Source organism: Chryseobacterium caseinilyticum, from assembly GCF_014837145.1.
GTDB lineage: Bacteria > Bacteroidota > Bacteroidia > Flavobacteriales > Weeksellaceae > Chryseobacterium > Chryseobacterium caseinilyticum.
This window is the reverse complement of sequence record NZ_JACYFS010000001.1, coordinates 1,421,332-1,441,183: the sequence shown is the minus strand read 5'-3', so window position 1 is coordinate 1,441,183 and position 19,852 is coordinate 1,421,332. Positions and strand designations below refer to the sequence as shown.

The 19,852-nt window shown below is 36.4% G+C and carries 18 protein-coding genes; 8 read left to right on the top strand and 10 right to left on the bottom strand.

All coding sequences use genetic code 11. The features are described from left to right. Positions 1-168: 168 nt before the first annotated feature. On the bottom strand, positions 169-2,025 hold the full coding sequence (locus IC610_RS06955; RefSeq protein WP_191735817.1) for a CocE/NonD family hydrolase: 1,857 nt from the start codon (positions 2,023-2,025) through the stop codon (positions 169-171). A 101-nt stretch (positions 2,026-2,126) separates the two neighbouring features. On the opposite strand from IC610_RS06955, the gene IC610_RS06950 reads away from it, so the two are divergent. Continuing rightward, positions 2,127-2,768 (top strand): putative polyvalent protein kinase domain-containing protein, encoded by a 642-nt coding sequence (locus tag IC610_RS06950; protein ID WP_191735816.1) that lies wholly within the window; start codon positions 2,127-2,129, stop codon positions 2,766-2,768. 245 nt (positions 2,769-3,013) lie between these two features. On the opposite strand, the gene IC610_RS06945 is transcribed toward IC610_RS06950, so the two are convergent. Continuing rightward, complete coding sequence (locus IC610_RS06945; RefSeq protein WP_191735815.1) at positions 3,014-3,472, bottom strand: DUF4429 domain-containing protein; 459 nt, start codon at positions 3,470-3,472, stop codon at positions 3,014-3,016. Positions 3,473-3,554: 82 nt separating this feature from the next. After that, positions 3,555-4,160, bottom strand: coding sequence for a hypothetical protein (locus tag IC610_RS06940; RefSeq protein ID WP_191735814.1), 606 nt, complete (start codon positions 4,158-4,160; stop codon positions 3,555-3,557). A 355-nt stretch (positions 4,161-4,515) separates the two neighbouring features. Here IC610_RS06940 and IC610_RS06935 point away from each other — a divergent pair, with 355 nt between their 5' ends. Beyond that, positions 4,516-5,220: a DUF6261 family protein gene (locus IC610_RS06935; protein ID WP_191735813.1), complete on the top strand. Its 705-nt coding sequence runs from the start codon at positions 4,516-4,518 to the stop codon at positions 5,218-5,220. A gap of 478 nt (positions 5,221-5,698) precedes the next feature. Continuing rightward, a complete protein-coding gene (locus IC610_RS06930; RefSeq protein ID WP_191735812.1) occupies positions 5,699-6,490 on the top strand; it encodes a GLPGLI family protein in 792 nt (263 codons plus the stop codon). A gap of 293 nt (positions 6,491-6,783) precedes the next feature. Here IC610_RS06930 and IC610_RS06925 read toward each other — a convergent pair whose 3' ends face one another. From IC610_RS06925 to IC610_RS06915, 3 genes are all read right to left on the bottom strand, one after another. After that, positions 6,784-9,555, bottom strand: coding sequence for a TonB-dependent receptor (locus IC610_RS06925; RefSeq protein WP_191735811.1), 2,772 nt, complete (start codon positions 9,553-9,555; stop codon positions 6,784-6,786). Between the two features lie 96 nt (positions 9,556-9,651). Further along, on the bottom strand, positions 9,652-10,071 hold the full coding sequence (locus tag IC610_RS06920) for an SH3 domain-containing protein (RefSeq protein ID WP_191735810.1): 420 nt from the start codon (positions 10,069-10,071) through the stop codon (positions 9,652-9,654). Between the two features lie 6 nt (positions 10,072-10,077). After that, the gene (locus IC610_RS06915; protein ID WP_191735809.1) at positions 10,078-10,566 is read right to left on the bottom strand and encodes a BON domain-containing protein; all 489 of its coding nucleotides are present in this window, start codon (positions 10,564-10,566) and stop codon (positions 10,078-10,080) included. Between the two features lie 198 nt (positions 10,567-10,764). Between IC610_RS06915 and IC610_RS06910 the strand changes: the two genes are divergently transcribed. The 4 genes from IC610_RS06910 (at position 10,765) to IC610_RS06895 (ending at position 14,756) form a co-directional block, all read left to right on the top strand. Next, positions 10,765-12,015, top strand: a complete 1,251-nt coding sequence (locus IC610_RS06910; RefSeq protein WP_191735808.1) for a dicarboxylate/amino acid:cation symporter — start codon at positions 10,765-10,767, stop codon at positions 12,013-12,015. Positions 12,016-12,098: 83 nt separating this feature from the next. After that, positions 12,099-12,269, top strand: coding sequence for a lmo0937 family membrane protein (locus tag IC610_RS06905; RefSeq protein WP_056032445.1), 171 nt, complete (start codon positions 12,099-12,101; stop codon positions 12,267-12,269). Positions 12,270-12,392: 123 nt separating this feature from the next. Continuing rightward, positions 12,393-13,259, top strand: coding sequence for a lipoyl synthase (lipA, locus tag IC610_RS06900; protein WP_056081537.1), 867 nt, complete (start codon positions 12,393-12,395; stop codon positions 13,257-13,259). Positions 13,260-13,577: 318 nt separating this feature from the next. Beyond that, on the top strand, positions 13,578-14,756 hold the full coding sequence (locus IC610_RS06895) for an MFS transporter (RefSeq protein ID WP_191735807.1): 1,179 nt from the start codon (positions 13,578-13,580) through the stop codon (positions 14,754-14,756). An 88-nt stretch (positions 14,757-14,844) separates the two neighbouring features. Here the strand turns inward: IC610_RS06895 and IC610_RS06890 are convergent, their stop codons facing one another. Next, a complete protein-coding gene (locus tag IC610_RS06890; RefSeq protein WP_191735806.1) occupies positions 14,845-15,225 on the bottom strand; it encodes a SpoIIAA family protein in 381 nt (126 codons plus the stop codon). A 109-nt stretch (positions 15,226-15,334) separates the two neighbouring features. Here IC610_RS06890 and IC610_RS06885 point away from each other — a divergent pair, with 109 nt between their 5' ends. Then, complete coding sequence (locus IC610_RS06885; RefSeq protein ID WP_191735805.1) at positions 15,335-16,540, top strand: NAD(P)/FAD-dependent oxidoreductase; 1,206 nt, start codon at positions 15,335-15,337, stop codon at positions 16,538-16,540. 54 nt (positions 16,541-16,594) lie between these two features. Here IC610_RS06885 and IC610_RS06880 read toward each other — a convergent pair whose 3' ends face one another. From IC610_RS06880 to IC610_RS06870, 3 genes are all read right to left on the bottom strand, one after another. Next, positions 16,595-17,344, bottom strand: a complete 750-nt coding sequence (locus IC610_RS06880) for an NUDIX hydrolase (protein ID WP_191735804.1) — start codon at positions 17,342-17,344, stop codon at positions 16,595-16,597. A 79-nt stretch (positions 17,345-17,423) separates the two neighbouring features. Beyond that, positions 17,424-18,368: an NAD(P)H-dependent flavin oxidoreductase gene (locus IC610_RS06875; protein ID WP_191735803.1), complete on the bottom strand. Its 945-nt coding sequence runs from the start codon at positions 18,366-18,368 to the stop codon at positions 17,424-17,426. A gap of 107 nt (positions 18,369-18,475) precedes the next feature. Further along, positions 18,476-19,840, bottom strand: a complete 1,365-nt coding sequence (locus IC610_RS06870) for a peptidylprolyl isomerase (RefSeq protein ID WP_191735802.1) — start codon at positions 19,838-19,840, stop codon at positions 18,476-18,478. Between the last annotated feature and the right edge of the window lie 12 nt (positions 19,841-19,852).

Sequence of the window (19,852 nt, the reverse complement as noted above, 5' to 3'; positions counted from 1 at the left end):
AGCTTTACAATACAATATAAAAAAGGCTGTTCAGATACTGAACAGCCCTTTTAATAAAACGTTTCATTTAATGACTTAGGAAATGGAGCCGTTTAAAAAAAATAATTTTTAGCCGGAATTTCCAGTCTTGATCTTTTGTTTCTTTTGCATCAAGGCAAAAGAAAAAGATTATTTCAACACCTGCACCTCAATTGCAGAATCTCCAAATACCTTTATAAACGCTTTGGTATAATCTTCCTTCGTTGCAAAATTAGGATTCTCCATAAACTTCTGCGGATTTACAGCAAACAGCGGAAACCACGTTGAAGAAATCTGTATTTGAATTTTATGCCCTTTCTTAAAAGTGTGGACTACATCCTGCAATTTAAAATTCACTGCAGTCTTTTGATCCGGCTGCAATGCTTCCGCTTTTTCCCTTGAATTCCTGAATCTGGCAGGCATAATCTCACTTCTCACCATCTGATGGTAATTTCCATAGATCACACCTTCTTTTTTCTGTTCAGGCTTAAAGTCTTCAGGATAAACATCAATAAGTTTTACTGCAAAATCAGCATCTGTAGAAGTTGAAGCTATATTTAATTTAGCTGAAATTTCTCCTGCAAAAGTCAGGTCTTCGGTCAGAACATCTGTCGTGAAGGTTAAAACATCAGGTCTTCCTACAGCAAATCTCTGGTCTTCCGACATGTAATTTCTTGGCGTAAATCCGTTGAAATCTTTCAGGTTGTCTGAACTTAAAACCGGATTGTTTGGATCACTGAAATATTCTGAAGAACCTTGCCCGGCAGTGTTTTTTAAAGATTTGTCAGCCAGATAAAAATTAATTTTCTGTGTATTCTTCGGAGGATATTCTGCAAATTCCTTCCATTCCTTTGATCCTGTATCATACATCATCGCTTCCGGCAAACCTGCATCTTTTTTGCTGTCGCCTTTCAGATAATGACTGAAAAATTTAGTTTCCAGATTTTTCTGATAGTAGGTTGCAATGCTGTCTCCGAAATAGATCTGATTGTGAAAATGTTTTCCATCTTCTCTTCCCCAGCCACCATGAGAAAATGGTCCCATCACGATCGTATTTTTAGCTTTTGGACTTGTTTTTTCAATCGTTTTGTAAATATTCAACGGTCCGGAAAGATCCTCAGCATCAAACCAACCGCCAACGGTCATCACCGCATGATTCACATTTTTAAGATGGGGGAGGAGATTTCTTTTCTGCCAGAATTCATCGTAGTTGGTGTGTTCCATAATTTCGGTCATGAAGAAATTGTTTTTATAATATTTCTCGTATCCATCCTTCAAAGTTCCCATGTCACGGTAAAATTTTAAACCATCTTCTGAGGTCGTTTTAACCATAGAATCCGTGTACCATGCTTTATTTTCGGGCTTTGTTTTCTGTACTCCAAACACAGGAAACGTTCTGAAATAACCCATCATAAATCTGCCGTTGTGAAGAAAATCATCATTCCAGAAATCGGAAATCGGTGCTTGTGGTGAAGAAGCGACCAGTGCCGGATGTTGCGCAAGAACGCCAACTGCCGTGTAGAATCCGGGATAGGAAGTTCCGTATTGTCCGACTTTTCCGTTGTTGTTTTTAATATTTTTGATTAGGTATTCGATGGTGTCGTAGGTATCTGTGCTTTCGTCGACATCTTTTTTCGATTTTCTCTCCACCTGCGGCGTCATGTTTGTGAAAGTACCTTCACTCATATATCTTCCGCGGACATCCTGATAAACGAAAATATATTTGTCATTCATCAGATATTTGTTGGGTCCGAGGCTTCGTCTGTACTCATTTTCCCCGTATGGAGCGATGCTGTAGCAGGTACGCTGCATCAGGAAAGGATATTTTTTATTTTTCGCAATATCTTTCGGGATATACACCGAAGTAAAAAGCTTTGTCCCGTCCCGCATTGGAATATAAAATTCCTGCTTGGTAAAATTCTCTTTCACAAAACTGTCTGCCTGCTGAGTCTGCGCATTCCCAAGAATAAAAAGCAGAATCAGAAAAAATGAATATCGGATGTTCATAGTTGAAATTTGCTGCTAATTTAAAGATAAAATACGTACATCCCGATAAGCGTTCAATTCTTTGAAAATGACAGATATAAAATATTTAACTAAATTTGTAAATGCTAAACGGTTTACATTATGAATTACACAATATCCTTTCAGGAAAGAGCGAAGTTAGGTTTGGAGCAGCTATCCAAGCAGTCGCCCACCACCTTGGCAATGGCAAGAAAACAGGCGCAGGTATTGAAAACGAAAAGCATTTCAAAAGGGAAGAAGCAGAGAAACTGAAAAAGTATATTGATGAAAATAATCTGTGGATAAATAACATAGATTTTTCTCAATATGTAAGTGAGGGAGCTGAACAAAAAGTTTATCTTAAGGACAGCGAAACTGTTATCAAACTTAATGATTCTATTTATTACAGTTGTTGGACAGAGTATTTTCATAATCTGTTACTTCACAATTTTTTCTTTCCAGATACTGCTTACGAGTTGATTGGATTTACAGTTGATAATGAAACATTATTTGCTGTAGTCAGTCAAAACTATGTGAAAAGTGACGCGCCAACTGATTTGTCTAAAGTGAAAACTTTCTTGCAGTCAAATGGTTTTGAAAACAACCGCAACAATGATTACATTAATCACGATTTGGGAGTGATTCTTGAAGATTTACATGATGAAAATGTACTTACCCAAAATAATCTGCTTTATTTTATTGATACTGTTTTTTACCTCACAGATAAGTTTTGGAGTAAAGAATAAGACAATGTTAGTATAAACAAGAAGACCGGGAACTGCCTTGGTCTTTTGTTGTGTTTGATGAACCTTGTCAAGGTTATCTTCATGAGTTTTAACCTTGACAAGGTTTTGCTTGTATCAAACTAGCTTTGTCATTCTGAAAGAATCTATATAATATTGTTGAGATGCTTACAGCATGACAAACGTAGTTTTTTTATTCTGCTGGCGCAAGCGTTAAGCTTGTGTCGGCTTTTGAAGACTGGGATTGTTTAAAGTCCTAAAAGTTGGCGTTTTTTAGCATTAAATTCGTCCTCAGTAACTATACCTTTGTTTTTTAAATCGGAAAGTTTTTCAATCTGTAAATAGACATCATCACTTTGATTTGACGAAGGGAATTCTTGAGATACATTATTTCTCCTTTCATTAATAATGTTCCTCAGTTTTTCAAAATTTTGATATTGAGCTTTAGTGAAAACAATGCTATTCTCATCCTTGGTGGCGTCAAGCACACCACCTTTACTTTCGTTAGAGCCCGAGAATGCAAACTGAATAAAGCCATTTGTTAACAATCCCGGTTTTTTGAATTGAATCGATGAAATATTCTTGATTAGAATTTCTTTGTTGCCACTTAAGCCTAATAACTTAGCGTTCCATCCTGATCTTTGTAATTCAATAGTGTTTTCTTTTACTAATAAAGTTCCATTTGTTCCTTTTGCTATTAGTTCCATATATTTTTTTTATTTAGGTTTAGACTACTAAACTTTTTGCTTGCAAATTCCTAATTATTTTGAGTTTTCCCGTTACTACCTATCAATTTTTCAACTGCTTTCTTGTTGTGGCACTGTGGTTTGCTAAACTCTCGACTATTTTTGGATTTCTAAAATATATTCTGTTTTCGAGATAAGCCCTATCTAAAAGTATTAAGTTCATCTCCTTTATCAATAATAAGCAAATTTCTAAAAGCTCTTCGATTTTACTATAATCTAAATTAATTTCTTCAATTAAAGCAGTTTTATTTCTATCAGTATGAGCATAAAGCTTGTTTCTCAATTTATTTATTTCGGTAACTGTTGATTTTGCTTTTGACAGGTCTTTTACCCATTTTAAAAATAAGCTATTATTGTCAAGATTTGTATGGTAAGTTTTTAAATTTGCTTGTTTTACAATGTTTGTTATTTCATAAAATGAAAAATGGTGATTATCAGATTTTTTAAATACTTTATCTAACTCAATAATACAGATTCTCCACATTGAATGTTTTAGAAATCTAATCGATGGACTTTCTATAATTCTAATTTCAGAATCATTTTTCCCACTATTAAAATATTTCGAGAACAGATATGATTCGTTGGCAACTGTATAAATATTGGAGATGTTATCTAATATAGTAGTTAAGTTATTTTTAAAATTATCCATACTTTTTTGCGAAGAACCGCTTTTGTTTACTTCAAATATACAATTACTCCTCAAATGATTTTTACGGTTTCCATCATTAGAGAAAAAAAATAAAAGAAATATAGTCTAATTTTCTCTTTCTGCATCTTTACATTTAATCAAAACACCCCTGTTTGTCCTCTCCGTAGCTTTACATTAAAACCAAACACCCCTGTTTGTATTCAAAATCAATTTACATTTAATTAAAACAACGGTGTTTGTTCTTTCTGTAAGTTTACATTTAAATCAAACAATTGTGTTTGTATTTAAATACAATTTATTTTATATTTGAATCGGTTAATTTTTAAATTATTAATAACAAAAACACATTTGACGTGTGAAAATTTCATTACAGAGATTGAGCACCAAAGATTTGGCGACTCTCACACAACGAACCCTTGAAGTTTCTAATTCCGGCAAATATGCTATCCTCAACAATCATCCTTTGGTAACCGAACTCGCCGCAAAATATACTGATTATGATGCAGTGTACACGAAACAGACTTTTAGCGGGAAGGGTAAAGATGTCGCCATGGCAGATGGGGAAAGAGACAGGGCCTTCAGTAGTCTTAAAGCTTTTCTTGACGGTTACCGACAGCTCAGTTCGGTGCCTAATTTTCAGCTGGCGGAAGATCTGTATCAGGTGTTTGTGGAGTATGGCCTTGACCTAGATCGCATGAGCTATTCTTCGCAGACGGCTCAGATGAAAAAACTGATCGAGGCTCTGGAGCTTCCTGAAAATTCGCAGAAATTGGCGTTACTTTCCGTGTCTACGGCTTTTACAGACATGAAAGCAAAGCATCAGAATTTTGAAATGATTTTTGGCGAACAGGCCAATGCCAATGCCGGTTTGCGACAAATGGCAAGCGCATCGTCCATCCGCAGAGATTTGGAGCAAACCCTCAAGGCTTTCCTGAATCTTCTTACCGCAATGAAAAATGTGACGGATTGGAAGGAAGTTTATGCAGAAGTATATGAATTTGTAAAAGCGGCAAAAAATTCTACATTGCCGGGAAGGGGAAATGATGATCAACCACAATAATTGTAAAGCGGTCTTTCGGGACCGTTTTTTTTGTGATGTAGTTGAACCACTCCGTGGTTCTGGTTGCGTGGTATTCTTTTTTCCATGGGTTGCACCCACGGCTATTATTGTTGAACCACTTCGTAGTTCTGATTGGGTTTTTTTTTCCCATGGGTTGAACCCACGGCAATTGTTTTGAATCATTTCATGGTTCTGATGACTGGTGTTGATTTGTTCCATGGACTTGACTTCACCGAATTTCGTTCCTTGATTTTATCCACGGCTATTAATATTGAACCCATTTCGTGGTTTTGGTTAGAATTATACGACACATCAATATTCAATAGGGTCGGGCTTTAGCCCGGCTTATTCATGCTGACGGGTATTTGGCTTTAGCCGAAACTTACTGATTTAAAATTTTGATAAAAACATGTGTACTATTTTTTAAAAAAAATATAGGTCAAATCCCTATATTTACTCCGAATTTTAATACTCATCAATGGGAAAAATCACACTGGTCACGGCTTTATTTCTGGCAACAATTTTCATGGCTCAAACCAGAGTCAATTACAATCTGAAAATTATACATCCGGACAAAAGCGAAAGGAAATACAACATGAATCTTGATGTAGAGGGCGGGAAAAGTTATTTTTATGATGAAAAGCTTTTGGAAAATAGTAAATATCCTTCAAAATCAAATCAGTTTCTCGTACATCAGCAGGCGGGAAACGAAAATATTCAGATTGTTTACAGCCACGAAAATCTACCTTTTAAAATTAAATCTGATGATAAAATCAGCTGGAAAGTGGAGGAGGAGTTTAAGCAGATAGACCAGTATAAAGTTCAGAAAGCAACTGCAAATTTCGGAGAAAGAAAATGGACAGCGTGGTTTTGTCCGGAAATTTTGATGATGGAAGGTCCATATAAATTCAGAGATTTGCCGGGACTGATCTTCGAACTGAGTGACAGCGAAAATATATTTTTCTACCAAATGATCGGGATTGAAAAGTTTAAAAATGATACCAAAAAACTCAGTTTCGATTTTAATAAAGCTCAGGAAATCACAGTGGAAAAATACGATAAACTGATGGGTGACTTTTTGGAGAATCCTTTTCAGAAACAGAGAAACCAGTTGGGAAACGGCGTTGAACTGAATATTGATGATAAAGATGTGAGAGTGCAGGATCTCAATAAGATGACTGCGGAGTTTCAGATAAATATAAAGAATACTTATCCGCCGGCTGTGGAGATGGATCAGTTTAAATTTTATAAGGAGAAGATTTTAAATTGACAGGTGTTAAGTATTTATGTAACTGCACAATTAAGTAGGCGAGGAACTGCCTGTCCCAATTCTTGGAGAAAGCAATCTGAGATGCGCAAGATTTTGACAAGCTCAACCTGACATGTCTGCCTCTCACGATTAGTTTTAGAGTTGTCAGTCTGAGCCTGACGAAGACTTTTCGGTAACTCTTAGTCGGGCTTTAAAACGATAACTTATTAATTATGAGAAATAAAATAACCGGAGAACGTTCCCCGGCTACTTCTTTTTTAATCCTTCTGTAAGCTCAGGATGATAAAAATTTATTAACTCTCCTTCACTTTTTTTCCTGCAAATTTATTGAGTTTCATGGTGAGTGAAAACATCACATAACGCTTTAAAATTAAATCTTCACGGTCTTCAAAGTAAGCATTGGTAATGGTTCTTCGGACGCTTTGGTTTTGATTTAAAATATCGTAGACTTTCACTTTCGCCGTCAGCTGTTTGTTGAAGAAAGAATACCCAACGCTGGTATTCCAGAAATAGAAATCTCTTTTGAAACCGGGAGCGATATTGGATGTAGTGTTGTATTCAAAGTCATTGCCGATAACGAGTTTACTTTTGAAGACGTAATTGGTCAGTTCCATTTTCAGAATCTGATTGCTGGTTTTTACTAGATCAATACTGTAGTTTTCGTAGTTGCTGAAGTTATAACTCAGGCTGTAAGACGGTTTTATTGTGATTTTATCTTTGATTTCATACGTAACGTTCATTCCTGGATTTAACGAATATACATTACTCACAAACTGCTGTGTATTGATAAAGCCCTGATTGTAAGAATAATTTATGTTCATTCTCGGGTTAATGCTCAGCTTGTTATCTTTCCACTTGAAGGTTTTGGTAAAGCCTGCGCCGGCGTTGATGTTTTTGTTTCCGCTGAGGTTGGCATAGGTTATAAACTGCTTCCCGGATTCGTCGAAGTAAGAATAGTTAACAATGTCATTATTTCTATAGGTAAAACCAACATTTAAATAGTAATTGATATTTTTCACCATATTGAAATTGTTTAGATTGATGAAAAGGCTGTTGGTCCACGTGTTTTTCAGGTTTGAATTACCAATATAAGAGATCAGAGGGTTGATTCTGTCTTCGTACGGCGTCAGTCTTTCGGCTGAAGGAATGTCGAAGTGGGCGTAATTGTAAATGCTTAACCTTTTGTTATCTGAAAAATTATAGGTTGCACTGAGGTTGAACGCAGGAAGTACATAATCTCTGTCTAAACGGAAGTTTTGTCCCTGATAAAATGAATTTACGCCCATTTTTGTAAACTGAAATTCTGCTGATGACCAGATATTAATTTTTTTCTTGTTCATCTGAAAACCTATTTCAGGTGAAATTCTGTTGATGTCCTGATTCATTTCGTATGAAAGCGCGCTGTTAAGATTGGAATAGCCATTATTTGCGACATCAAAATCATTTACATTTCTTCTGTTGTTGAAGGCAGATGTATTATAGTTAAAATTCAGACTCACCGTAGCTGAATCGGAAAGCGGTTCGGTATATCCGGTTCTGAAATCATATCTGTTGATTTGATTTTTTGTTTTGGCAAGCTGATTTCTGATATCGTCGGGATCCGGAGAATTGTAGAAAACTGTGCGGGAATTATTCAGATTGTTGTTGATGTTTTCTGAAATGGTAGAACTCATGTTGGCATAAGCCACACGGCCTTTTTTCTTGAATTTTTTGGAATAATAAATATTCGGTGCAAAACTGTTATTTTCAGTTTCGTTGCGGATGTAGCTCGTGTTTTCGTTGAGCAGAAGATTATCTCTCAGGGTATTTGAACTTGAATTGCTGAAAGATTTAGACTCTGTTCTGTTGAAATTGGGTGAAAAATAAATGTTTGTAAGCGAGTCTATTTTAATTCTTGCAGTAAGATCAACTCCATACTGTGTATTTTCATTTTTACCGTTGCTTTCAGAGTTTGTTTTTAAAGTAAAATCCGGCAAAAGAGTAGTTCGGGAAGCTTTTGATCTGGTAGTTAGATCATTGTCTGTATGAATTAAGCTTAAAGTTTCAAGGTCAACATTTTTTCCGAATTTATCACTGTAATTAAGTCCGATGGTGGTGGATCTCTGAATTCCTTTGTTGTTATTTCCGCCCTGAGTGTAATAAGTGCTGTTTCCATTTGTCACAACGCTTCCGCCACGCATTAACCATGAGTTTCTGCCGTGTCCCATGCTGTCGAAAACTTCGTCATTCGAGAAGCCCTGAGAATTGATGTTGTTGGATGATGCGAGCAAACTGATTTTGGTGTCATTTTTAAAATAACTGATCAGGCCGCTGCCTTCATACCGCTCATCTGAACCGTATCCTGCCGTAAGTCTGGAGATCAAACCTTTGTTTTTCTTCTCGTCAATCGTGAAATTAATCGTGGCGTTGTTTGATTTTGCTGCAGTTCCGTTGAGTTCTTCTTCTTTGGTTTTTGTGGTGGTAAACTGAATGCTTTTAATGATGTCTGCAGGTAAATTCTGCAGGGCAATTTTTCCGTCTTTATCGAAAAAAGGTTTGCCGTTGATGAGAATCTGATCTGCTTCCTTTCCGTTAACAGTAATTTTTCCTTCGTTGCTGATTTCTACGCCGGGTAGATTTTTCAGAAGTTCTTCAATTTTACTGTCAGGTCTTACCTTGATTGCTGAAGCTTTAAATTCAATGGTATCTTTTTTAATTTTTACCGGCGAAGCCGAGATGTTTACCTCTGCAATATCTGTGATTCTGCTGTCTTCAAGCGTTATTTCTCCTAAATCTACAGAGCTGTCGATTTTATCAAAAATTTTTGAAAAGACGCTGTGTTTGTCGGCTTCCACTTTCAGAATGCTGCTTTCATTTATTTGATCTGTTTTCAGGGAAAATCTACCTTCACTGTTGCTCGAGGTGTAATTGATGATCGTAGAATCTTTTGATTTTAACAGGTAAACGGTAGCGTTTGGTAGTGGTTTCTGGTCAGAAGCTTTTACTTTTCCGTCCAGGCTGATTTTCTGTGCGTTTGCCACCAAAAATAAACCTAAAAGAAAAAATAGGGATAAGATTTTCCTCATGTTTAAAGTAATAGTTATTTGATGGGGGCAAAAATAGAAAAACATCCCATTGCTGGGATGTTCCTGTGTGTTAATATTTCTATAAATATTGAAGTATTACGCCTTCAGATATCTTGCATAAGCATATCCTTCAACTCCGTCGGTAGTTTTTACTTTCCACCAGTCGTCAGAAGTCTGCTCTACAAGCGTTACAGAAGAACCTTTCGCAGCTTTACCTACAACGGCAGCTTCAGTAGAAGGATCCTGTCTGATGTTCAGATTTGATTCTTCAGTTGCTACGCTTAATGCAGCTCCTGCAGCCAAACCTGCAACCTGCACGTCGATATTGATATCTGATGCAGAATAAGAAGCATCGATAGCTCCCAAAGCATTCCATACTGTATCTTTAGCAGCTGTGTTGGCTGCATCTCCTGATACATAAAGAATACCGTCCTGCTCCTGTACTTTTAAATTCGAGATCCCGGCAGACTGTGCTGCAGATACTACTCCTGAATATTTTTCTTCTAATGTGCTCATCTATAATTATTTTACTGTGTAATTGAAGTTTACTTTTCCTACTTTCAAAGCGTCAACAGACTCTTTAATTTTTCTTGCCTGTGCTGCAGAAACATTACCTGTAAGCGTAAGTTCGTTGTTTACAACTTCTACATTTACAGATGGGAAATCTTTTACAGCATCTTTTACTTTTTGCTGTACAGCAGGATCTACCATTGAAGCATTTTCAATCGGTGTGCTGGCAACTGGAGTTTCTACTTTAGCCATATCGTGCACATCTTTTACACCTTTAATGGCTTTCAGCTGAGTAATTGCTGCATCTTTTGAAGCCTGATCAGGGAAAGTTCCGCTCAAATGTGCTACACCTTCTTTGATTTCAACGGTAGCTGTAGGAGTAGAAGTTACCACTGTCGTTGCCTGAGTCTGTAAATCAGCGTCAGATACTTTCTTTTTACAAGAAACAGACGCAAAAGAAACTGCAATTGCAAGAGCAGCCATTGTGATTGTTTTTTTCATAAGTGAATTTATTTTTTTAAATTGTTAATTGTAAATGTAATAATTATTTCTCTTTTGAAAATTAAATTCACGAAAATTTTTTCTAAAAATTATCTGAATTTTCAGAAAATTGCTGGTTTCCAGAACGTATTTCAGTGCTTAAACTTTAATTTTTTGGTAGATTAAAAATATTATATTTGTGCCACTTGATTTTACAACATGAAAGGACAAAACAAACTTTTTTTCGCCATTATCATCGCGCTGATTCTCGGTGTTCTTCTCGGCGGAATCGTGCATCTGCAGTATCCTGACAGTGCACTTGCTTTCTCAAAAAATATAAAACTCCTCGGAACCGTTTTTATCAGACTGGTTCAGATGATTATTGCTCCTCTGGTTTTCACGACATTGGTGGTGGGTATTGCAAAAATGAGCGATATCAAAATGATAGGTAGGGTAGGAACCAAGGCAATGCTCTGGTTCATTTCTGCATCATTGGTGTCTTTATTTATAGGTTTGGTTTTGGTCAACTGGCTCGAGCCTGGTCACGCTATACAATTCCCGAATCAGGAACTTTCAGGAGCAGACGAACTTGTGAAAACGAGCAAAGGTTTTTCATTGGAAGATTTTGTGAAGCACATTATTCCTAAAAGTTTATTTGAAGCTTTTGCAACCAATGAAGTTCTGCAGATTGTAGTCTTTTCGATTATGTTTGGAGTGGCTTTGGCGAATATGGGTGATGAGTATTCTCAGCCAGTAGTTAAGCTTTTTGATGTTATTGCACACGCGATTTTAAAAATGGTTGGATACATCATGTGGTTTGCACCATTAGGTGTATTCGGAGCCATCGCTGCGGTTGTAGCAACCAATGGTTTTGAAATTTTTAAAGTCTATGCTGTCTATCTGAGAGACTTCTTCTTTGCGATTGCTGTTTTATGGGTAGTACTTCTATTGGTAGGATATTTAATTTTAGGAAAAAGACTTTTCGAATTATTAAGAAGAATAAAATCTCCTTTGTTAATCGCGTTTTCCACAACAAGTTCAGAAGCGGTTTTCCCAAAGCTGGTTGAAGAGCTTGAAAGATTTGGCTGTAATAACAGAGTCGTTTCGTTTATTCTACCATTGGGATATTCATTCAATCTTGATGGAAGCATGATGTACATGACTTTCGCCTCAATATTTATTGCTCAGTTTTACGGTGTTGATATGACTTTAGGACAGCAGATTACCATGCTTTTGGTTTTAATGCTTACTTCAAAAGGTATTGCCGGAGTTCCGCGAGCTTCTTTGGTGATCATCGTAGCAACATGTACCATGTTTGATATTCCTGCAGCGGGAATAGCATTGATTCTTCCAATCGACCATTTCTGCGATATGGCAAGAAGTATGACCAATGTTTTAGGTAATGCTTTGGCAACATCCGCAGTTTCCAAATGGGAAGGTCAGTTAGACAATCACGGAGGAGATCTTTAATTTTTTTTTAACATTAAACAGTATTTTATTCCAAAAGGCACAGATTGTGTATATAAGTTTTCATAACACTAAAAAATTTTATTATGAGAAGCTTATTATGGTTAGTAGCAGTAATCTGCATCATTGTCTGGGTACTTGGTTTAGCAGGTGTTGGAGGTGGAATGGGATTAGGAAATCTGATTCACGTTTTACTGGTAATCGCAATTATTGTTATTTTATATAACATTATTTCAGGTCGGAAGCCTTTAGACTAAATCTGAAAAATTACAATATCAGGTCTGCAGAAATGCGGACCTTTTTTTATGCATTTTGTCAATGTTGATCGTTGATGGTTTCATTTAAAAATTACGTAACTTTGAGGCCAATTTAAGAAGCTGATGGAGAATTTAGTTCAGGATACAACCGTTCAGAAACCGAAATGGATAAGGGTAAAACTTCCTACAGGGAAAAATTACCGCGAACTCCGTACTTTGGTAGATAAATATAAGCTCAACACCATTTGCCAAAGCGGAAGCTGCCCAAACATGGGTGAGTGCTGGGGTGAAGGTACTGCAACCTTTATGATTCTTGGAAATATCTGTACAAGAAGCTGTGGATTCTGTGGTGTGAAAACCGGAAAGCCTTTGGATGTGAACTGGGACGAACCGGAAAAAGTAGCGCGGTCAATCAAATTAATGAAAATCAAACACGCGGTTCTTACTTCTGTAGACCGTGACGATTTGAAAGATATGGGCTCCATCCTTTGGGGTGAAACAGTAAATGCTGTAAGAAGAATTTCTCCGGGAACAACCATGGAAACATTAATTCCCGATTTTCAGGGGATGACGAAGCATCTTGACCGCTTAGTTGCTGTGGCTCCGGAAGTGATCTCTCACAACATGGAAACTGTAAAACGTCTGACCAGAGAAGTGAGAATTCAGGCGAAATATGAGCGAAGCCTTGAGGTTTTGAGATATCTGAAAGAGGCCGGACAAAACCGGACTAAAACAGGTGTAATGCTTGGTTTGGGCGAAACCAGAGACGAAGTTTTTCAAACGATCGAAGACATCAGAAATGCAAATGTGGACGTGATTACAATGGGACAGTATCTTCAGCCGACGAAAAAACATTTACCTGTGAAAAAATTCATCACACCTGAAGAATTTGATGAGTTCGGAGATTTTGCAAGAAGTTTAGGCTTCAGACACGTAGAAAGTTCGCCACTCGTAAGGAGTTCTTACCACGCCGAAAAACATATTCACTAAAAATACAAACTGCTTCATTTTTTGAGGCAGTTTTCTTTTGACGCAGATTTTAATTTAGGAGAATTATCTGTTTCAAAGGCTTTTGTTCTGAGAAGAGATTAAAGTAAGTGACAATTTTCAATTTGCTTAAATCACGGTTAGGTTTATATATGGAACGGATTCCAGTTTAAATTTGAAACAGCCATTAATAAAAATTATTACTTCCACTCAAAATTTAAATCATCTGAAATCAAAATTCTAATAAATTTTACAGATTTTTGCGGTTTCAAAACTTTCATTGCTTCATAAGTAGGCAATTACAATCATTTTAAATAAATCATGGCATTAGATAAAAGAATTTTACCTTTAGCAATCGGCGGATTGGGAATTGGAACAACAGAATTTACCATCATGGGTCTTCTTCCGGATCTCGCAAAGTCTTTAGCAATCAGTATTCCCGAGGCGGGACATTTAATTTCAGCTTATGCGTTCGGAGTCGTTATCGGCGCACCGATTTTGATTGGATACTCTGTAAAGTTTCCTCCCAAAAAAGTGTTATTGGCTTTAATGATTTTGTTTACGATTTTCAATGGTTTATCTGCGCTAATGCCGGATTACGGTTCGATGATGGGGATGAGATTTTTATCAGGACTTCCTCACGGTGCATTTTTCGGAGTGGGAACTGTTGTCGCATCAAGAATGGGTGGAAAGGGTAAAGAAGCATTCTATATTTCATTGATGTTTACGGGTCTTACAGTTGCTAATTTAGCGATGGTCCCGCTTGTAACTTATATTGGACATGTATTCCACTGGCGGTATTATTTTGCCATTGTTGCTTTGATAGGAATTTTAGCTTTGTTGTTTATCAAACTTTGGCTACCTGAGATGGAAAGTAATGAAGATGCGCATTTCAAAGATGAAATTAAATTTTTAAAAACGAAACAGGCATGGCTTGTGTTAATGATCACTGCAATCGGTTTTGGAGGACTTTTTACATGGTTCAGTTACATTACACCATTAATGACCGTGGTTTCAGGAATTAAAACAGACCAAATGGCTTACGTCATGATCCTTGCAGGAGCCGGAATGGTGGTGGGAAATCTCATTGGAGGATATATTTCAGATAAGATGAGTCCTGAGAAAACATGTATTTTATTTTTAACTTTAATGATGGTTGCATTACTCTCGGTGTTTTTCCTGTCTGAACACAGAATAATTTCACTTATTTTGACCTTTATTTGTGGCGCTTTATCCATGTCGGTATCAGCACCAATTAATATTATGATGATGAAGGCAGCACCAAAAAGTGAGATGATGGCGGCGGCTTTTATGCAGGCAGCTTTTAATATTGCCAATGCGATGGGTGCATTTTTGGGTGGAATTCCTTTAGAATACAAACTTCCTTACAACTATCCTTCACTCGTTGGAGTAGGAATGACGGGAATTGGTTTAATGATCAGTATCAGATATTTATATCTCTACCGCAATGCGAAAGCCAAGAATTTAGTTCTGGAATAAGACTCTCTTTCTAATAATAATTTAACTAAAATAAAATCTCCGTTTTGCTATTGCATAACGGAGATTTTTGTTACTAACTTTTAAAGTTTTATTTTTCAACTTCATTGCCGTTTTGGCACCAGTAAAGAGCATTGTAAAGGTTGTCTTTTGGAAATCCTTTAAATTCTCCGGGCATCAAAACACTGAACGCGTCTGTGAAATTTTGAATGCCTTTGCTGTCTGTCACGATGGCCGCACGGTTCCATTTTGCGAGATTTTTAACGCCTAACATTACATCTTCAAACCAAGCACCTGCGGTAAATTGGTCAAGCTCAGTATCTATCAGCATCAGATAATTAAGCTCTTCAAATTTTTCAACCTTTCTTTTTACTTCAGGATTTACAATATTTTCAAAATCTGTTTTGGTAATTTCACCCGAAGCTTTAAATGCGGCAACGTTCTCCGGAGCATCTGGAATAATTGTGATCATATATTAATTTTTAATGTTTTGGTGAGTGAGTTTAAACAATAATTAAACCAATTTATAATAAAGGAAAAAAGGCTTGATTGTTGATAAACTCTTACAAAAAAAATTAACTATGGATCTTAAATCTAATGAGCCTTTCTGGTTGGTTAAAAACGGGCTTATTTCATCCTATCCATCACTGAAAGATGATAAAGAATGTGATGTACTGATAATTGGTGGAGGAATTACCGGCAATCTCATTGCTCATCAAATGATCAAAGACGGTCACAAAACAATTTTAATTGATAAAAGAGAAATTTGTAACGGAAGCACCTCTGCAACAACTTCAATGCTACAATATGAAATCGACGTTCCTCTGTATGAACTTTCGGAAATGATTGGCGAAAAACCAGCAATACAGGCTTACAAAGCATGCGAAAAATCAATTACTGATATTGCCGACCTTGTAAAAGAAATAAAATCAAGATCAGGTTTCAGAAAAAAGCAATCTCTTTATTTTGCTGCGAGAAAAAAAGATGTGGATGGGTTGGAAAGGGAATATGAGGCAAGAAGACTGGCAGGTTTTGATGTAGAATGGCTTTCAGCCAAAGAAATTGAGAGACAGTTTGAAATTGTAAATTCATACGGGGGTATTTTGTCTAAATCCGGAGGAAGTATTGATGCATTCAAATTCTCACATGAATTATTGAGATTTAATGAGAAAAAAGGGCTGGAAATTTTCGATAAAACAGAATTAAAATCGGTAAAATATCTAAAGGATCATAATCTGGCTCTCACAACAAGTGGTTTTACCATTAAAGCAAAAAAAATTATCTACTGCATTGGTTATGAAGCTAAAGAATTGATCAAGGAAGATTTTGTAGATTTAAAATGCACTTTTGCTATTGTTTCAGAGATTAATTCGGAAAAATTTAAAAATATAGAACACACTTTGATTTGGAATACTGATGAACCATATCTTTATATGAGAAGTACAGACGATGGCAGACTTCTGATTGGCGGTGGTGATGAAGAGTTTCACAATGCTGAAAAACGGGATGCTTTACTGGGCAAAAAAGAAAAGGAAATCTTAAGAAATTTAAAAAGAATAAAGCCTGACGAACATTTCTATACCGATTTTGTCTGGGCTGGAACATTCGGCGAAACAAAGGATGGATTGCCATACATCGGAGAACATCAGAATTTTAAAAACTCCTATTTCGTCTGCGGCTTCGGAGGAAATGGAATTACCTTTTCAGTAACCGGAATGGAAATGGCTTCAGCATTCATGAAAAATAAAAAACATCCGCTTTCGGAATATTTTAAGTTTGGAAGATGATAAAACGAAAATCGGGCTCGCCAAAAGCAAGCCCGATTTTTATTTTGTAGAAAATTACCAGTTAGTAAGTCCGTTTTCTAAAGCCTTTTGATAATTTTCTGCATCAAATGTATAAAGATCAGGAGATTTGTGAGCACCACCACGTCTTTGTTCATCCAACTTTTTTAATATTCCCAGATTTTTTATTTTACGGTAAAAATTTCCCCTGTTCAGTTCTTTACCCAAAATAGTTTCATACAATTTCTGAATTTCTGAAAGCGTAAATTTCTCAGGAAGTAAATTATAACCAATGGGTCTTATCGCAATTTTCTCTCTTAAAGCTAAAAGCGCTTTTTCAATAATTTCCCTGTGATCCATGGCGAAATCCAGTTCGTCGAGTTTGTTAATGTTCGTCCATTCGCAGGACTGGCTAAGCTCATCTTTTATAAGATCCTGCTGAGAAGGGTTGTACAATGCGAGATATCCGATAGAAATAAACCGTTGTTTGCTGAAATGAGACTCATCAAATTCTACAAAATATTCTTCACTACGGGCTTTTTTTCCAAAAACTCCAAATTCATGCAGGTAAACATCTGTAAGGCCTGTTCTGTCTTTTATAATCCTCTGTACAGCGTCGTCCAGGTCCTCATCTTTCTTCACATATCCACCCGGAAGCATCCATTTTTCGCGATAATTCATTTTTACGAGCAGTACTTTCAGCTCGTTGCTTTCAAATCCGAAAATCACAGGATCTGCAGAAATATGCGAGAGATAAATTTTTTTACCTTCGTCGGATAATTTTTGTATTTGTTGCTTAGAGTCCATTTAGTTGGGGGAAAAGGGCTTAAATTATAATCTGCTAATATCGAAATTTTTTTTAAATAATAATAATACCACAAAATACTTAGACAGAAGGTATTTTACAGTCATTAAATTCCTTAAGCAAATTATTAAAAACCGTTTCTACCGGAAGAATTTCGTCGATTAATGCAGAAACCTGACCAATTTCCAGTTCGCCATCTTCCATATCGCCTTCAAACATTCCGAGTTTTGCTCTTGCTCTGCCTAAAGTCGCATTTAGAGCTTCTTTATTTCGTCCAAGATTATAGATTTCCTCAAGTTCATTAAAGAATTTATTTTTAACCAAACGTACCGGAGCCAATTCTTTTAAAGTCAAATGCGTATCGCCTTCATTCAGTTCAGTTATTTTATTTTTCCAGTTATCGTGGGCACTTGCTTCAGTTGTTGCAGCGAATCTCGAACCAATCTGTACACCATCAGCACCTAAAATCATCGCTGCCATCATCTGTGAACCCAAGGCAATTCCTCCAGCTGCGATTAAAGGTTTTGAAACATGTTTTTTAACATTAGGAATAAGACATAGAGTAGTAGTCTCGTCCCGTCCGTTGTGACCGCCTGCTTCAAAGCCTTCCGCTACGATGGCATCAACTCCTGCATCTTCACATTTTACCGCAAATTTGGTAGACGAAACAACGTGAGCCACTTTTATATTTTCTTTCTGGAGTATTTCTGTATAAAGTTTGGGATTTCCGGCGGAGGTAAAAACAATTTCTACATTTTCTTCTAAAATAATCTGAATAATTTCATCTAAATTCGGGTAAAGCAGTGCTACATTTACTCCAAAAGGCTTATCGGTAGCTTTCTTGCATTTTTGAATATTCTCCCGCAAAATATCCGGATACATACTTGCTGATCCGATTAATCCAAGTCCACCACAATTGGATACTGCCGAGGCTAAGCGCCACCCTGAATGCCAAATCATTCCTGCCTGAATAATGGGATATTTAATATTGAAAAGTTCTGAAATTCTGTTTTGATTTCCCTGCATATTTTATTTTTAAATGAAATAATAATTACAAAAATAGTAGTCCCCTAAAATAATAAAACTAATTTTCACTGCACAAAAAAAACCTTCATTTCTGAAGGTTTTAAAGTTTATTTTGAAATGGAAGCTTTCTTCCAGTTGCTTTTGAAATCGCATTTATATCTTCCGTCGATGGATACAAATGTGGTGGGAATTTTTTCATTGACGTATTTTTCTACCATTTCATTTCTACGTCTGTTCAGTGCCAATTGTTTGATTCTGTCGTAGTCTGTTTCCAAAGTAATTTGGTGAGCAGCGATATCGTCTTCAATCTTTACTATTTTTACAACAATTCTGTCTCTTTCGTCTTTGTCATCAAATGCTGTCGTGATATCTCCTTTTTTCAAACCTGCCAATTCATAAGTAATTGATCCTGGGATACTTTCTCTCTCAATTTTATTTGAACCATCTGCTCCCGGAATTACACCAGCATTGAATTTTGTTCTTTTGTCATCAGAAAACTTAAAAGAAGCTTCTTTAAAAGTAATTTTTTCAGATTGAATCAAACTTCTGATGCTGTCTAATTTGGTTTTTGCAGTAGCAATCTCCTCTTCTGTAGGTGTTGCCATCAAAAGAATGTGACGTGCATCATAAGCCTTCCCTGATTTTTTCACCAACTGAATAATGTGGTAACCAAATTCAGACTCTACAGGCTCAGAAATTTCACCTTCCTGAAGATTCAGTGCTGCTGCCTCGAAAGGTTTTACCATTTGACCTTTAAAAACATTTTTCATTAAACCTCCTGTAGCTGCGGAACCTTTATCTTCCGAGTAGATTCTTGCCTGGCTGTCAAAAGATTCACCTCCTTGGATGTCTGCTTTGATTTTTTTAAGTCTTGCAATAAGCTCGTCTTTATGCTTCTCTGTAAGTTTTGGATACATAAAAATCTGAGAAAGCGAAACCTCGTCCTTAATCTGTGGAAGCTGAGTTTTAAACTGATTGTAAAAATCGGTTACCTCATTTGGAGTAACATCGGCTTTTTCAGTAATTCTCTGGTATTTTGCCTGTCCGTAATATTGATCGGTATCAATTTTTTCGATGGCATTTTTCATTTCGTACTGATTACGGAATTTGTAAGCTGCAAGCATTGTTTTTTCGTCCGGAAACTGAGAAATCAACTGATTGTATTTCGCATTTGCCTGTTCTTTGATAGCCGCAGAACGGTTTTCAATCAAGGTATCTTTTTTTGCCTGAACTACAAGAAGCTTATTATTAAGAAGATTTTCCAGAAACTCACATTTGTTGGTTTCACCTGCACCCTGCTGTTTTGCATAGTTCAGTTGTTCCTCTACATCAGATTCCAAAACGATTTCATCGCCAATTACTGCAGCAATCCCATCTACCAATTGTCCTTTCTTCAGCTGTGCAGATGTATTTACAGAGAAAAACATCATGAAAATACCAAAAAGAAAAGCGATTTTTAATTTATCTATCATTTTTTTATATTA

Bases quoted from the DNA above. Each gene is read 5' to 3' on its own strand.
- IC610_RS06955 (WP_191735817.1), bottom strand. From the start codon at position 2,025: ATGAACATCCGATATTCATTTTTTCTGATTCTGCTTTTTATTCTTGGG.
- IC610_RS06905 (WP_056032445.1), top strand. From the start codon at position 12,099: ATGAGAAGCTTATTATGGTTAGTAGCAGTAATCTGCATCATTGTCTGG.
- IC610_RS06920 (WP_191735810.1), bottom strand. From the start codon at position 10,071: ATGAGCACATTAGAAGAAAAATATTCAGGAGTAGTATCTGCAGCACAG.
- IC610_RS06950 (WP_191735816.1), top strand. From the start codon at position 2,127: ATGCTAAACGGTTTACATTATGAATTACACAATATCCTTTCAGGAAAG.
- IC610_RS06885 (WP_191735805.1), top strand. From the start codon at position 15,335: ATGGATCTTAAATCTAATGAGCCTTTCTGGTTGGTTAAAAACGGGCTT.
- lipA (WP_056081537.1), top strand. From the start codon at position 12,393: ATGGAGAATTTAGTTCAGGATACAACCGTTCAGAAACCGAAATGGATA.
- IC610_RS06945 (WP_191735815.1), bottom strand. From the start codon at position 3,472: ATGGAACTAATAGCAAAAGGAACAAATGGAACTTTATTAGTAAAAGAA.
- IC610_RS06930 (WP_191735812.1), top strand. From the start codon at position 5,699: ATGGGAAAAATCACACTGGTCACGGCTTTATTTCTGGCAACAATTTTC.
- IC610_RS06910 (WP_191735808.1), top strand. From the start codon at position 10,765: ATGAAAGGACAAAACAAACTTTTTTTCGCCATTATCATCGCGCTGATT.
- IC610_RS06870 (WP_191735802.1), bottom strand. From the start codon at position 19,840: ATGATAGATAAATTAAAAATCGCTTTTCTTTTTGGTATTTTCATGATG.
- IC610_RS06880 (WP_191735804.1), bottom strand. From the start codon at position 17,344: ATGGACTCTAAGCAACAAATACAAAAATTATCCGACGAAGGTAAAAAA.
- IC610_RS06915 (WP_191735809.1), bottom strand. From the start codon at position 10,566: ATGAAAAAAACAATCACAATGGCTGCTCTTGCAATTGCAGTTTCTTTT.
- IC610_RS06875 (WP_191735803.1), bottom strand. From the start codon at position 18,368: ATGCAGGGAAATCAAAACAGAATTTCAGAACTTTTCAATATTAAATAT.
- IC610_RS06925 (WP_191735811.1), bottom strand. From the start codon at position 9,555: ATGAGGAAAATCTTATCCCTATTTTTTCTTTTAGGTTTATTTTTGGTG.
- IC610_RS06890 (WP_191735806.1), bottom strand. From the start codon at position 15,225: ATGATCACAATTATTCCAGATGCTCCGGAGAACGTTGCCGCATTTAAA.
- IC610_RS06940 (WP_191735814.1), bottom strand. From the start codon at position 4,160: ATGGATAATTTTAAAAATAACTTAACTACTATATTAGATAACATCTCC.
- IC610_RS06895 (WP_191735807.1), top strand. From the start codon at position 13,578: ATGGCATTAGATAAAAGAATTTTACCTTTAGCAATCGGCGGATTGGGA.